The organism is Pandoraea pnomenusa (assembly GCF_040391475.1).
Lineage (GTDB): Bacteria > Pseudomonadota > Gammaproteobacteria > Burkholderiales > Burkholderiaceae > Pandoraea > Pandoraea pnomenusa_C.
The window spans coordinates 1-14,148 of record NZ_JBEBXS010000046.1 but is presented as its reverse complement, the minus strand read 5'-3'; the positions used below and the strand labels follow the sequence as shown (position 1 = coordinate 14,148).

At 64.2% G+C, this 14,148-nt stretch carries 14 protein-coding genes; 11 read left to right on the top strand and 3 right to left on the bottom strand.

Going from position 1 to position 14,148, the window contains the following annotated elements; genetic code table 11:
- From ABWO90_RS24860 to cysM, 9 genes are all read left to right on the top strand, one after another.
- Positions 1-609, top strand: a 609-nt coding sequence (locus tag ABWO90_RS24860) for a S1 RNA-binding domain-containing protein (protein ID WP_353193882.1), incomplete at its 5' end; no start/stop codon positions are given.
- Positions 610-621: 12 nt separating this feature from the next.
- Positions 622-915, top strand: a complete 294-nt coding sequence (locus ABWO90_RS24855; protein ID WP_017232087.1) for an integration host factor subunit beta — start codon at positions 622-624, stop codon at positions 913-915.
- A gap of 252 nt (positions 916-1,167) precedes the next feature.
- Positions 1,168-1,461 (top strand): LapA family protein, encoded by a 294-nt coding sequence (locus tag ABWO90_RS24850; protein WP_353193881.1) that lies wholly within the window; start codon positions 1,168-1,170, stop codon positions 1,459-1,461.
- 66 nt (positions 1,462-1,527) lie between these two features.
- Positions 1,528-2,703 (top strand): lipopolysaccharide assembly protein LapB, encoded by a 1,176-nt coding sequence (gene lapB / locus ABWO90_RS24845; protein WP_353193880.1) that lies wholly within the window; start codon positions 1,528-1,530, stop codon positions 2,701-2,703.
- Between the two features lie 21 nt (positions 2,704-2,724).
- On the top strand, positions 2,725-4,098 hold the full coding sequence (locus ABWO90_RS24840; RefSeq protein WP_353193879.1) for a UDP-glucose dehydrogenase family protein: 1,374 nt from the start codon (positions 2,725-2,727) through the stop codon (positions 4,096-4,098).
- Between the two features lie 17 nt (positions 4,099-4,115).
- Positions 4,116-5,105: a D-glycero-beta-D-manno-heptose-7-phosphate kinase gene (rfaE1, locus tag ABWO90_RS24835; RefSeq protein ID WP_353193878.1), complete on the top strand. Its 990-nt coding sequence runs from the start codon at positions 4,116-4,118 to the stop codon at positions 5,103-5,105.
- Entirely contained in the window at positions 5,102-6,106 is a 1,005-nt protein-coding gene (rfaD, locus tag ABWO90_RS24830; protein ID WP_353193877.1) for an ADP-glyceromanno-heptose 6-epimerase, read from the top strand. Before rfaE1 ends, rfaD begins: the two co-directional genes overlap by 4 nt.
- Positions 6,107-6,299: 193 nt before the next feature.
- Positions 6,300-7,133: a ComEA family DNA-binding protein gene (locus ABWO90_RS24825; protein ID WP_353193876.1), complete on the top strand. Its 834-nt coding sequence runs from the start codon at positions 6,300-6,302 to the stop codon at positions 7,131-7,133.
- A 124-nt stretch (positions 7,134-7,257) separates the two neighbouring features.
- Positions 7,258-8,160 (top strand): cysteine synthase CysM, encoded by a 903-nt coding sequence (gene cysM, locus ABWO90_RS24820; RefSeq protein WP_353193875.1) that lies wholly within the window; start codon positions 7,258-7,260, stop codon positions 8,158-8,160.
- Between the two features lie 101 nt (positions 8,161-8,261).
- Here cysM and mltB read toward each other — a convergent pair whose 3' ends face one another.
- On the bottom strand, positions 8,262-9,485 hold the full coding sequence (mltB, locus tag ABWO90_RS24815) for a lytic murein transglycosylase B (protein WP_353193874.1): 1,224 nt from the start codon (positions 9,483-9,485) through the stop codon (positions 8,262-8,264).
- A 459-nt stretch (positions 9,486-9,944) separates the two neighbouring features.
- On the opposite strand from mltB, the gene ABWO90_RS24810 reads away from it, so the two are divergent.
- Together ABWO90_RS24810 and ABWO90_RS24805 are read left to right on the top strand one after the other, a co-directional pair.
- Positions 9,945-10,868 carry a histone deacetylase family protein gene (locus tag ABWO90_RS24810; protein WP_353193873.1) on the top strand — a complete coding sequence of 308 codons (924 nt, stop codon included), beginning with the start codon at positions 9,945-9,947 and terminating at the stop codon, positions 10,866-10,868.
- A gap of 124 nt (positions 10,869-10,992) precedes the next feature.
- Positions 10,993-11,817 (top strand): enoyl-CoA hydratase, encoded by an 825-nt coding sequence (locus tag ABWO90_RS24805; protein WP_353193872.1) that lies wholly within the window; start codon positions 10,993-10,995, stop codon positions 11,815-11,817.
- Positions 11,818-11,875: 58 nt separating this feature from the next.
- Here ABWO90_RS24805 and ABWO90_RS24800 read toward each other — a convergent pair whose 3' ends face one another.
- The gene (locus ABWO90_RS24800; protein WP_353193871.1) at positions 11,876-12,649 is read right to left on the bottom strand and encodes a ferredoxin--NADP reductase; all 774 of its coding nucleotides are present in this window, start codon (positions 12,647-12,649) and stop codon (positions 11,876-11,878) included.
- A 167-nt stretch (positions 12,650-12,816) separates the two neighbouring features.
- Positions 12,817-13,725, bottom strand: a complete 909-nt coding sequence (locus ABWO90_RS24795) for an alpha/beta hydrolase (RefSeq protein WP_353193870.1) — start codon at positions 13,723-13,725, stop codon at positions 12,817-12,819.
- Positions 13,726-14,148 lie beyond the last annotated feature (423 nt).

Sequence of the window (14,148 nt, the reverse complement as noted above, 5' to 3'; positions counted from 1 at the left end):
CGCAACTTCAAGAAGGGCGACAAGATCAAGGGCGCAATCAAGTCGATCACCGACTTCGGCGTGTTCATTGGTCTGCCGGGCGGCATCGACGGCCTGGTCCACCTGTCGGACCTGTCGTGGAGCGAAGCTGGCGAAGAAGCCGTGCGCAAGTACAAGAAGGGCGACGAAGTCGAAGCCGTGGTTCTGGGCATCGACGTCGAGAAGGAACGCATCTCGCTGGGTATCAAGCAGCTCGAAGGCGATCCGTTCAACACCTTCGTGGCGATCCACGACAAGGGCTCGATCGTTGACGGTACCGTCAAGGCCGTCGATCCGAAGGGTGCCGTCGTGTCGCTGGGTGATGACGTTGAAGGCTACCTGCGCGCTTCGGAAATCTCGCACGACCGTGTGGAAGATGCCCGTAACGTGCTGAAGGAAGGTGATGCCGTCAATGCGATGATCGTCAACATCGATCGCAAGTCGCGCAACATCAACCTGTCGATCAAGGCTAAGGATTCGGCCGAACAGCAAGAAGCAATGAGCAAGCTGTCGTCGGATAGCTCGGCAGCGAGCGGCACCACGAACCTGGGTGCGCTGCTCAAGGCCAAGCTGGACAGCCAGAATCAGTAAGGTCCAAGGCCTATGACCAAGTCTGAATTGGTCAACCAGTTGGCGGCGCGGTTTCCCCAGTTGGTGCTCAAGGACGCCGATTTCGCGGTGAAGACGATTCTCGACGCGATGGCCGATGCGCTTGCGCGCGGTCATCGAATCGAAATCCGCGGATTCGGCAGCTTCGGGCTCAACCGTCGGCCACCGCGCGTCGGCCGCAACCCAAAATCGGGCGAAAAAGTGATGGTGCCGGAGAAATTCGTGCCGCACTTCAAGCCCGGCAAGGAGTTGCGAGAGCGGGTTGATCACAAGGCGTCGGACCAATAAGGCCCTTTGGGATCTACTACGCAAGAAAAGCGCCTTCGGGCGCTTTTTTTGCGTCTGGCGCGGGCGTTGTGCGATAGCGGGTGCGCACAATTGACGGAAATGTGAGGGGCCATGCAGTAACGACGCCTCACAGGACACATCCGGTACAATACGCCCACGTGCCGGCCGGGTGCGTCGACGGTATCGGTGTCGCGTGCGCGTGCTGCGCAAGTCGCAAAACATACGGCAATCCTGCCGCAGGAGCCTTTCGGCATGAAGCTGATTGTTTGGATCGTTCGTCTTATCGTGTTCGTGGTGTTGCTGTGTCTCGCGCTCGCCAACACGGGCGAAGTCACGTTGAACCTGTTCCTGGGGCACACGTGGACGGCACCGCTCATCATGATCGGACTGGCGTTTTTCGTCGTGGGCGGCGTCATCGGTGTGCTCGCCACGTTGCCGAGCCTGATGCGGCAACGCATGGAGTTGCGCCGTACGCGGCGTGATCTGGCCCGGGCGCAGCGGGACCCGGAGGCGAGCGATCAGCCGCCGATGCTGCCGCCGGTCTGACGCGACGGCGGCGCAGCGCACGACGCTCGCCATCCTCTTCGACTGTTTCAACGACAACACGCATTCATGGAATTCGAGGTCTGGTGGCTACTGGCCATCCCCGTGATCTTCGGCTGCGGCTGGGTAGCCGCGCGCCTGGATCTGCGCAGTCTGCTTTCCGAGAGCCGCAATTTGCCGGCCTCCTATTTCCGCGGGCTGAATTTCCTTCTCAACGAACAGCCCGACAAGGCGATCGACGCCTTCATCGAAGTCGCCAAGCTCGATCCCGAGACCACGGAACTGCACTTCGCGCTCGGCAGCCTGTTTCGCCGTCGCGGTGAGACCGAGCGCGCGATTCGCGTGCATCAGAACCTGCTCTCGCGCGACGATCTTCCGCAATCCGATCAGGAGCACGCGCTTTACGAACTTGGCCACGACTTCCTCAAGGCCGGGCTGCTCGATCGTGCCGAAGATGCCTTCGGCCGGCTGCATACCGGCGCCTACGCCAAGGCCGCACAGCACGCCAAGCTCACGATCTATCAGATCGAAAAGGAATGGCACAAGGCGCTGACCGAAGCCGAGACGCTGAGCGATCTCGATCCGGCCGTCTCCTACCGCAAGGAGATCGCGCAATTCCATTGCGAGTTGGCGCAGGAAGCGCTGCAGCGCAAGGATGCGGACGCCGTCACACGTGAGCTCGACGCCGCACTGGCAGTCAATCCTGCCAATGTGCGTGCACCGCTGCTGCGCGGCGACATGCTGCTGGCGGCGGGCGACGCCGAAGGGGCGTTGCGCGTGCTGAGCACCATCGAGCAGCAGAACCCGGTGTATCTTGGCCTGGCGGCCAAACGTCTGATGCGTGCGTACGAGGCGCTGGGCCGGGCCCCGGAAGGGCTGGCCGTGCTGCGCGACGCGCTCAACAAGAATCCGTCGGACGATCTGCTGGAGATCGTCTACGAGAAGACGGTGGCCCTCGAGGGCCCCGATGCCGCGCTGACGCTCATGCGAGAACAGATGCACCGGGCGCCGAGCGCGCCGGGCATGGCGCGCCTGCTCGAAGCGCACGCCGCCACGGCCCACGGCGATACGCAGTCGGATCTGCAACTCATGGGCAAACTCATCACGCAGCGCACCAAATCGCTGCCGCGCTATGTCTGCGACCAGTGCGGCTTCCGCGCGCGATTGTTCTATTGGCAGTGCCCCGGCTGTAATGGCTGGGAGACCTATACGCCGCGACGTGCCGACGTGCCGGCGGCCTCCTAATTTCTTTAAGTTCGCGCAATCATGAAAGTCACCATCATCGGCTCCGGTTACGTCGGCCTCGTTACGGGCGCTTGCCTTGCGGACGTCGGCAACGACGTGTTCTGTCTCGACGTCGATCCGCGCAAGATCGAGATCCTGAACAACGGCGGCGTGCCGATTCACGAACCCGGCCTGCAGGAAGTCATCGCGCGTAACCGCGAAGCGGGCCGTCTGCAATTCTCGACGGACGTCGAGGCCTCGGTCGCGCACGGCGACGTGCAGTTCATTGCCGTGGGCACCCCGCCCGACGAAGACGGCTCGGCCGACCTGCAGTACGTGGTCGCCGCCGCACGCAACATCGGCCGCTACGCCAAGAGCTTCAAGGTGATCGTCGACAAATCGACGGTGCCGGTCGGCACGGCCGACAAGGTGCGTGCCGCCGTGGCCGAAGAACTCGCCAAGCGCGGTGAGGACGTGGCGTTCTCCGTCGTCTCGAACCCCGAATTCCTGAAGGAAGGCGCGGCCGTGGACGATTTCATGCGCCCGGATCGCATCGTGATCGGCGTGGACGACGACGCCGACGGCCAGCAGGCGCGCGCGATGATGAAGCGCCTGTACTCGCCGTTCAACCGTAACCACGAACGCACGCTGTACATGGACGTGCGCTCGGCCGAATTCACCAAGTACGCCGCCAACGCCATGCTGGCCACGCGTATCTCGTTCATGAACGAGCTGGCCAACCTGGCCGATCGCGTCGGTGTGGATATCGAAGACGTGCGTCAGGGCATTGGCTCGGACCCGCGCATCGGCTATCACTTCCTGTATGCCGGTTGCGGTTACGGCGGCTCGTGCTTCCCGAAGGACGTACAGGCGCTCGTGCGCACGGCCGAGGATTATGGTCTGCCGCTGCGTATCCTGAATGCGGTCGAGGAAGTCAATGAAACGCAGAAGGCGGTGCTGATCGACAAGATCGTTGCGCGCCTGGGCGAAGACCTCTCGGACAAGACGTTCGCGCTGTGGGGCCTGGCGTTCAAGCCGAACACCGACGACATGCGCGAAGCGCCGAGCCGTCGCGTGATCGCCGAGCTGATCCGTCGCGGTGCGCGTGTACGTACCTACGATCCGGTCGCGCAGGAAGAAGCGCGTCGCGTGATCGCGCTGGACTTTGCGGACGACGCCGCGGCTCACGCCCGCATCGAGTTCTGCGCGTCGCAGAACGACACGCTCACCGGTGCGGATGCCCTTGTCATCGTCACGGAGTGGAAGGCCTTCCGCAGCCCGGACTTTGCCAAGGTGAAGTCGGCGCTCTCGCTCCCGCTGATTTTCGACGGTCGTAACCTGTACGATCCGGAAGCCATGCAGGAACTGGGCATCGAGTACCACGGCATCGGCCGTGGCCTGCATCAGTCCGCCTGAGTCTCGAGGAGCGACGGATGACTTCCACGGCAACTTCGCTTACGCGCACGGTGCAGGCCCCCGGCGTGCCGACCGTGCCTCGCGAGGCGTTCAGCCGCGCACGCGTGCTGATCGTCGGCGACGTGATGCTCGATCGCTATTGGTTCGGCGATGTCAATCGTATTTCCCCCGAAGCGCCGGTGCCGGTCGTGCACGTCAAGCGCAATGAGGAGCGTCTGGGTGGCGCGGCGAACGTGGCGTTGAACGCGACGTCGCTGGGCGCGCAAGCGGGCCTGCTCTGTGTGCTCGGCAAGGACGAACCGGGCGATCGCGTGGTCGATCTGCTCGACACGAGCGGTGTGTCGGCGTTCGTCACGCGTGATGCTGATCTGGCGACCACGATCAAGCTGCGTATCGTGTCGCGCCAGCAGCAACTGCTGCGCATCGACTTCGAGAACCTGCCAACGCGCGAAGTCCTGCTTGCGGTGCTCGATCAGTATCGTCAACTGCTCGCGAGCTACGACGTTGTGCTGCTCTCCGACTACGCCAAGGGCGGCCTCACGCACGTTCAGCCGATGATCGAAGCGGCGCGTGCGGCAGGCAAGCCGGTGCTCGTCGATCCGAAGGGCAGCGACTACGAGCGCTATCGCGGCGCCACGATCCTGACACCGAACCGCGCCGAGTTGCAGCAGGTCGTGGGCGAATGGCGCTCCGAAGACGACCTCACGGTGCGCGCGCAGAACCTGCGCGAGTCGCTGGGTCTCGAAGCCCTGCTGCTCACGCGCTCGGAGGAGGGCATGACGCTCTTCACCGACAGCGGCGCCCTGCACGTGCCGGCGCAAGCGCGCGAAGTGTATGATGTTTCGGGTGCCGGCGACACCGTTATCGCAACGCTCGCCGCGTCACTCTCCGCCGGTCTGCCGCTCGCGCAGGCCGTGGTGCTCGCCAACCGCGCGGGCAGTATCGTCGTGGGCAAGCTGGGCACCGCGACCGTGGACTACACCGAACTCTTTTCCGACCTGACATGACCATCATCGTGACCGGCGCCGCAGGCTTTATCGGCGCCAACCTCGTCAAAGCCCTCAACGAGCGCGGCGAGACCGACATCGTGGCGGTCGACAACCTCACGCGCGCCGACAAGTTCCGCAATCTGGTCGATTGCGAGATCAGCGATTACCTCGACAAGACGGACTTCGTGGCACGTTTCCAGCGCCGCGAGTTCGGCCGCGTGCGTGCGATTTTCCACGAAGGCGCCTGCTCCGACACGATGGAGACCGATGGCCGCTACATGATGGAAAACAACTTCCGCTACACGCGGGCGTTGTTCGAGGCGTGCCAGGCGCAGACCGTGCCGTTCCTTTACGCCTCGTCGGCCGCGACGTACGGCGCGTCCGAGACGTTCGTCGAGACGCGTGAGTACGAGAAGCCGCTGAACGTGTACGGCTATTCGAAGTTCCTGTTCGACCAGATCGTGCGTCGCGCCATGCGCGAGGCGGGCGGCAAGCTGCCGAGCCAGGTCGCCGGATTCCGTTATTTCAACGTGTACGGTCCGCGTGAGGCGCACAAGGGCCGCATGGCTTCGGTGGCGTTCCACAACTTCAACGAATTCCGTGCCAACGGCCGCGTGAAGCTCTTCGGCGAATACAACGGCTACGCAGCGGGCACGCAGAGCCGTGACTTCGTGTCCGTCGAGGACGTCGTGAAGGTGAACCTGCACTTCTTCGACCATCCCGAGCGAAGCGGTATCTTCAACCTCGGCACCGGTCGGGCGCAGCCGTTCAACGACATCGCGGTTGCGGTGATCAATACGTTGCGCGACGAGGCGGGCGAAGCGCCGCTGGCGCTGGACGACATGGTCAAGCAGGGGCTGGTGGAGTACATCCCGTTCCCGGACGCCCTGCGCGGCAAGTACCAGTGCTTCACGCAGGCAAGCATCGAGCATCTGCGACAGGAGGGCGGTTATCAGCAGCCGTTCTACACGGTCGGAGAGGGGGTTTCGCGCTATGTCCGCTGGTTGATGGCGCAATAGGCGCAATAACGCGTCGAGGCCGCCTGCACGGCATTGCGGGACCTTCGGGGAGCCAGAACGGCTCCCCGTTTCATTTTGGGTCCGACGTCATGCACCTGGCCTGTCATCCGAGTGGACGCTGGGGCGTTAAGGGGATATCGGGGGTGTCTCGAGTGGGGGATGTCGTCCCGAGTGACTTCATAAGGAATACATCATGCTTCGCAAACTTTTGCTGGCGGTGGTTGCCTTTTTCGCCTTCTGTGGTCTGGCGGCGGCTGCCGTGGATATCAACACCGCCGATCAGGCGCAGCTCGAAACGCTCAAGGGCATTGGGCCGGTCAAGTCCAAGGCCATCATCGACGAACGTAACGCCCACGGTCCCTACAAGGACGCGGCCGACGTCGCCAAGCGCGTGAAGGGGCTCGGTACGAAGTCCGTTTCGACACTCCAGACCGAAGGCATGACGATCAATGGGCAAGGCGGTGGCGCTGCGCCGGCATCGGCACCGGCACCGGCGGCGAAGTCACCGGCACCCCAGACGCCGACAGCGCAGACCCCCGCACCGGCCGCGCAAACGCCTGCGGCGGCGGCCAAGCCGACGCCGCCTGCTGCCCAGGCCCCTGCCGCACCTGCGACCCCTGCCAAGCCCGTGACACCCGCTGCGCCGGCGCCTGCGACCGCTGCGCAAAAGGCGCCGACGCCGGTGCCTGCCGCCGGAACGGCTGCGACAGCTGCGACGGCTGCCGCTACCGCAACGCCGGGCGCCCCGGCGCAGGATTCGAAGACCAGCAAGTCGAAGAAGTCGAAGGCAGACAAGGCTGCGGCTGCACCTGCGGCGGCATCGGCGCCGGCAGCGGGCGCCACGCAGGCCGCCCCGGCGACCTCGTCGAAGTCGAAGAAGTCCAAGGCTGACAAGGCCGACAAGACGGACAAAGCCGCCGCAGCCCCCGCCACGGCCTCGGCGGCCGCGGCAGACGCTGCGCCCGCCAAGTCATCCAAGTCGAAGAAAGCGAAGGCACCGTCGGCGGCCAGCGCACCGAAGCTGTAACGCAAGCCAGTCCCGTGGGTGGCCGGGCGCGCATCGCGCGCCGCCCGGCCGGAACTCCGACACGAGCGCGGTGAAGGCCGGTGGATTAGAATGTTTCGATTCCCGACCGAAAAAGCTTAGCGCAATGGCCTACAAGACTATCGAAGACACCATCGGCAACACGCCGCTGGTGCAACTGGTGCGTTTGCCCGACGACGAAATTCGCCGCCGCAACAACGTGATTCTCGGCAAGCTCGAGGGGAACAACCCGGCGGGTTCGGTGAAGGATCGTCCGGCACTGTCGATGATCAAGCACGCCGAATTGCGTGGGCGCATCAAGCCGGGCGACACGCTCATCGAAGCGACCTCGGGCAACACCGGTATCGCGCTGGCGATGGCTGCCGCCATTCGCGGCTACAAGATGGTCCTCATCATGCCGGAAGACCTCTCCATCGAACGTCGCCAGAGCATGGGCGCCTACGGTGCGGAGATCATTCTCACGCCGGTCAAGGGCGGCATGGAATATGCGCGCGATCTGGCCGAACAAATGCAGCGCGACGGTCGGGGCATCATCCTCGATCAGTTCGCCAACCCGGATAACCCGCTGGCGCACTACGAAACGACCGGACCGGAAATCTGGCGCGACACCGAAGGCCGTATCACCCATTTCGTCTCCGCCATGGGGACGACCGGCACCATCATGGGCGTGTCGCAGTATCTGAAGGAGCAAAGCGAGGCGGTGCAGATCATCGGTGCGGAGCCTGCCGAAGGTTCGCGTATTCCGGGCATTCGCAAGTGGCCGGAAGCCTATCTGCCGAAGATTTTCGACCGCGCCCGCGTGGATCGCACCGTCTCTGTCACGCAGGCGGACGCCGAGATCATGGCGCGTCGTCTCGCGGCGGAAGAGGGCATCTTCTGCGGTATCTCGGCTGCCGGGGCTTGCCAGATCGCACTCAATCTCGCGCACGAAGTCGAGAACGCGACCATCGTATTCGTCGTGTGCGATCGCGGTGACCGCTATCTGTCCACGGGTGTGTTCCCGGCGTAAGCGCAGCAAGCGCAGGCACGACTCCGACGGCCGCGCGGTTCACGACACGTCAACGAAAAACGGGACCCGAGGGTCCCGTTTTTTTGTCGCTGTCGAAAACGTCAGGGCGCGCGTGCGGCCTTGATCGCGTCGGCGAGGTCGTACACCGACATCGCGTAGAAGAAGCTGCGGTTGTATCGCGTGAGCACGTAGAAGTTGTTCAGGCCCATGCGGTACTGCGTGGCTTGTCCCGGCGTGGGCAGGTCGACGATGAGCACCGGCGTGTCGAGCTTTGCGCCGATGTCGAGCCGCGGCTCGTTCATCAACATGCCGGCCTTGATGAAGTCGCCGAGCTTCCAGTGCGGCTCGGGTTGTCCGTCGGCACCCGCTTCGGCGAGGCCCTGGCTGCCGCGATCGGCGGCGATGTTCCACACGACCGGTTGGCCCGCCTGCCAGCCATGCTGCTTGAGGAAGTTGGCCACACTGCCAATGGCATCAGCCACGTCGGTCGTCAGATTGATCTTGCCGTCGCCGGAGAAGTCGACCGCGTAATTGCGGATCGACGACGGCATGAACTGCGGAATGCCGATCGCGCCTGCATAGGAGCCATAGATGCTGAACGGGTCGACGCCGCGCTCGCGTGCATACAGCAGCAGGTTCTCCAGCTCATTGCGGAACAGCGCCATGCGTTCCGAGCGATTGCGCGCGGGCGGATAGTCGAAGGCCAGCGTGGTCAGCGCGTCGATGGTGCGGAAGTTGCCCATGTTGCGCCCGTAGATCGTCTCCACGCCGATGATGGCCACGATGATCTCTTCGGGCACGCCGTACTGCTGGGCGGCGCGTGCGAGCGCCGAGGCGTTCTGATTCCAGAAGCGCACGCCGCCGTTGATGCGGGTGTTGTCGAGGAAGTTCTTCTCGTACTTCGTCCAGTTCTTCTGGCCGGGCGTGGCGGGCGGTGCGGCCAGGCGTGCGGCCGTCTGCGAGAACACCACGCGCGAGAACATGCGCTGCAGCTCGGCGCGGTCGAAACCGTCGCGCGCCACAATGTCGTTGATGAACGCGTCGACTTCGGGGTTTGCCGCGTAGCGTTGCGGCACGACTTCCTCTTCGAACTCCGTTTGCGCCACCTGCTTGCCGCGCGACTGTGCGTGCACGCCAGGCGCTGTCAGCGCGAGCGTGCCGAGGCACAACGAGAGCGCCACGCCGAGCGTGCGCATGCCGCGAGACCACGGTGAGCGGGGGAGTTTGCCGAGGATGGCCATGCGTGGGCGGCCAGTGTCCGGTCGATGGGGGAGGCGCGAGGGCGCCAGCGAGAGTGAGTCGTACATCCGTACCGGTGATGTCATGCTGTCTGTCAGGCCTGTATGAAGTCCGAATGCGACGCAGCCGCTGGGAACTGCCGTCGCGTTAGTCGCGTTGATGCTTCGACACGGAAGCGTCGGGTGATTCGAAGGGGTTCGAAGTCACGCGACACGCGTTCCTGTCCAGAGCGTCAACCATTCATGCCAGTTCCGGCTGTCCCGAATTTCGGGAGATGCGCCGTTACCGGCTGACACGGGTCTGCTGGGAGACTGCTTGGCAGTATAACCGAGTGCACCTGTGATACCTTTAGGCCTGTGCATTGTCACCGACAGTGCACATGGGGAATGCCGGTCTTCGGCACGCTTGTGCCAGTGATGCGCAAGCATCGGCGCAATGTGTCCAGGCACCACGCCCGGCCGCTACCGGACGTGTGAGACCACGGCACGGCGGGCATTCCCCGCCCATCCCAATATAACGATTCGAAGCGATAGGCGACACAACGCATGGCTACCGGGTTTTATACGCACCCCGATTGCGTCCGTCATGAGATGGGCGAATGGCATCCCGAATGTCCGGAGCGGCTGCGTGCCATCGAGGACCAACTGATTGCCGGGCGCATCGATGGCCTGCTCGAGCGCCGTGAAGCGCCCGTGGCCGACGAGGCCAGCCTGCGACTCGTGCACACGCAGGATCACATCGACTTCATTCGCGACAACATTCCCGAGTCGGGCTATTTCCCGATCGATCCGGACACGTTGCTCAACCCGTATTCGTGGCGTGCCGCCACGCGTGCAGCGGGTGCGGCCGTCGCCGCGACCGATGCCGTGATTCGCGGCGAACTCGAGAACGCCTTCTGCAGCGTGCGCCCGCCGGGTCACCACGCCACGCCCACGCGCGCAATGGGCTTCTGCCTGTTCAACAACGTGGCGATTGCCGCCGCGCACGCGCTCGAAGTGCATGGGCTCTCGCGCGTGGCGATCGTCGACTTCGACGTGCATCACGGCAACGGCACCGAAGCGGCATTCGCCAACGATGAGCGCGTACTGATGTGCGGGATCTTCCAGCATCCGTTCTATCCGTTCTCGGGCGCGGTCGATCCGTCGCCGAACATGCTCAACATTCCGCTCGCCGCGCGCACCTCCGGCATGCAGGCGCGCGAAGCCATCGACTACGGATGGCTGGGACGACTCGACGCGTTTCGTCCGGAGATGATCTTCTTCTCGGCGGGCTTCGACGCACATCGAGAAGACGATCTCGGCGGGCTGGGCCTGACCGAGGCCGACTTCACGTGGATCACCGAGCGTGTGAAGGCGATCGCCGATCGTCACGCCAAGGGACGCATCGTCAGTTGTCTGGAAGGCGGCTACAACCTCTCGGCGCTCGGACGCAGCGTCGTCGCCCATCTGAAGGTGCTGGCCGACGTCTGAGCTGCCGCGTTCCGTCGGGTCAGTGCGGCCTGCGGGGCCACCAATCGGGCCAATCGGCACCTTTCGAGCAGATCGAGCGGACGTTCACGATGCCGTGCATGCAGACGCGGCACAGGAGACAAGCATGACGGCATCCGACACGTCGGCGGCAACCGCCGAGCCTCTGGTACTTGTGACGCGCGGCGAGGGCGACCTCGCGGGTGTGGTCACGCTCACACTCAATCGCCCACGTCAATTCAACGCCCTCTCCGAGGGGATGCTCGACGCGCTGCAGCACGCGCTCGACGAGGTGGCGCGCGATGCGAATGCGCGCGTCGTCGTGCTCGCGGCGGCGGGGCCGGCGTTCTGTGCGGGGCACGACCTCAAGGAGATGCGTGCCGAGCCGTCGCTCGACTATTACCGCAAGCTGTTCAACCAATGCACGCGCGTGATGCTGACGATGCAGCGCATGCCGCAGCCGGTGATCGCGCGTGTTCACGGCATTGCCACGGCGGCCGGTTGCCAACTGGTGGCGATGTGCGATCTCGCGGTGGCAACGTCGGCGGCGCGCTTCGCGGTGTCCGGTATCAACGTCGGTTTGTTCTGCGCCACGCCCGGTGTGGCGCTGTCGCGCAACCTCACGCGCAAGCAGGCCATGGAGATGTTGTTGACGGGCGACTTCATCGACGCGCAAACGGCGCGAGAGCGTGGCCTCGTCAATCGTGTGGTCCCTATGGAGCGCCTCGACACGGAAGTGGCGGTGCTCTGCCGTTCGATTCTTGCCAAGCCCGCTGCGGCGGTAGCGGCCGGTAAGGGACTGTTCTACCGGCAAGCCGAGACCGGCATCGAGGCCGCGTATCAGATGGCCGGGCAGACGATGGCGTGCAACATGATGGACGCGAGCGCGCTGGAGGGCGTGCAGGCATTCATCGAGAAGCGTCCGCCCGATTGGGCGACGCCGACCGACTAACGCAAGCCAGGGCACTGCGGTTCGCTACGCGCCCCGTACCGGTACGCGCTCGTTGCCGTTACCACTGTTTTTCCAACACCAACGGCCCGGGCGTTGCCGTGCGGCTCACCGCATAGCCGTGGTCGGTGAACCAGGCGCGCAATTCCTTGATCATGTCCGGATTGCCGCACACCATGATGCGTGACGTGGCCGGATCGAGCGTCGCGCCCATCGTTTTTTCCAGTTCCCCCGAAGCCAGCAACGACGTGATGCGTCCGGACAATGCGCCGGGTGTCGCTTCGCGCGTCACGCTCACCGCAAATCGCAGCTTGCCGATCAGCGACGGATCGATGTCCGGATGCGAGAAGTGCTTGAGTGCCTCGTAGTAGGCGAGGTCGCGCTCCCACCGCACGCTGTGCACGAGGAAGATGCGCTCGAAGCGCTGCCAGACTGCCGGGTCGCGCAGGATCGACACGAACGGCGCGAGGCCGGTGCCCGTGGCCAGCAGCCAGAGGTCGTCGCCGCCGGTGAAGCGGTCCAGCGTCAGGAAGCCATACGACGTGTGATCGACGAACAGTTCGTCGCCGACCTTGAGTTGTGCAAGACGCGGTGAGAGCTGCCCGCCGGGCACCGTGATTGCGTAGAACTCCAATGTATCTTCGGCGGGAGAGTTGACGAAGGAAAACGCGCGCCAGATCAGTTCGCCATCGTCGCCAGGCAGGCCAATACGCACGAACTGGCCCGGCGTGAATGTCAGGCCGGGCGGGCGCGTGGCCGTGATGCTGAAGATCGTCGGCGTCCAGAAATGCATGCCGGTGACCGTTTGCGGCGAGTATTTCGTCTGCGCTTGCATGCCGGAGGCTCCTCGCGATTCCACACGGCTTTAGTGTAACGCGCAGTGAGCGGCAGCGCGACGAGACCCTCCTCGCGTGCCGGGTTCCGCGCACGGCGTGCGTCGGGCGGCCAGCGTGTCGCGCGGGGCAGGGCGCGCAACGTGCTGCGCGTCGTCGCCAATCGCGTTCAGACGCTGTCGTGTGCCACTGCGGGCGATGTGACTTTCTCGGCGGGTAGATGCTGCACGAGCCACTGTGTCAGTTCGCCGATGACCTTTTCGCGGTCGAGGTCATTGAGCGTTTCGTGAAAGTGACCGGGATAGAGACGCAATGTCTTGTCCTGCGACGCCGCGTTGCCGTGGAACTGCTCGCTGGCCCACGGTGCGGTGAGCCGGTCTGCGGTACCGTGAAAGACGTAGAGCGGCAGATGCAGGGCGTCGGCGTTGGCGTGAATGCGCGACATGGCGTCGAGCAGTTCTGCGGCGGTGCGCGCCGGGGTGCCGCGATAGGCGTTGAGCGGGTCCTGCTTCGCCGCGCTCACGACTTCCTTGTCGCGCGCGATCATCGCCGGATCGATCTTGAAGACGGGCACCTTCGGCAGCCAGCGCGAGACCCAGCGACCTGCTGCGACCATCCACGGTGCGACCGGTTCGCCCGGCGCCAGTGCCGGACTGCTCAACATGAGCCCGCAAACGTTGGCCGGCGCGCGCGTGATCACGTAAAGCGCGGCAATGGCGCCGCCCATGCTGTGGCCGAGGAGGAACAGTGGCGCCGGGCCGAAGGTGGTGCGCACTTGTGTGAGGAAGATCTCGGTGTCGTCGAGATATTCGTCGAAGCGTTTGACGAACACGCGAGCGCCATCCGAGCGCCCGTGTCCGCGAAGGTCGTAGGTGACGGTGGCGATGCCGAGCGACGCGAAGTGCTCCGCCAGTCGGCCATAGCGTCCGCCGTGTTCCCCCATGCCGTGTACGATCGCCACGACGGCCTTCACCGGTTCGGCGCTTGCTCCGCCGGCGTTGGCCGGGCGCCAGGTATGAACGTGCAGGGAAAGGCCGTCGCTGGCCTGCAGACGCGATGCCGTATACGAGGTGCTCATGTCTCCTCCTGGCGCACGGGCCGGTGGCCGTCGTGCCTGCGACGGCGCTGCAATTATCGGGTGCGCCATTCGATCATAGACGTCTGCGCGACGGGGCGTTTTCTCTAGAGGAAATGCACCACACCGACGCTGGCTGTGCGTCACGATTTGCATAAAAATAGCACGATCGTTCGGGGCCGAGGGAAGGTAACAGAGCGTTTGCCCGCCGGGCTCCGACGCCGCTATCGCGAGGATCGCGCATTCGTGGGAAGTCGAAAGCTCATGACGAACCTTCGCCACAAAATGCCGCAAATATGCAATAAATGCGTCATGCGCCGTGTGGTTATAATGGCAGCGGATTGACGTAAACGTAACTTGGAGCGAGTTCACATGAAGATCCTGGTACCGGTCAAACGGGTAGTGGATTACAACGTAAAGGTTCGG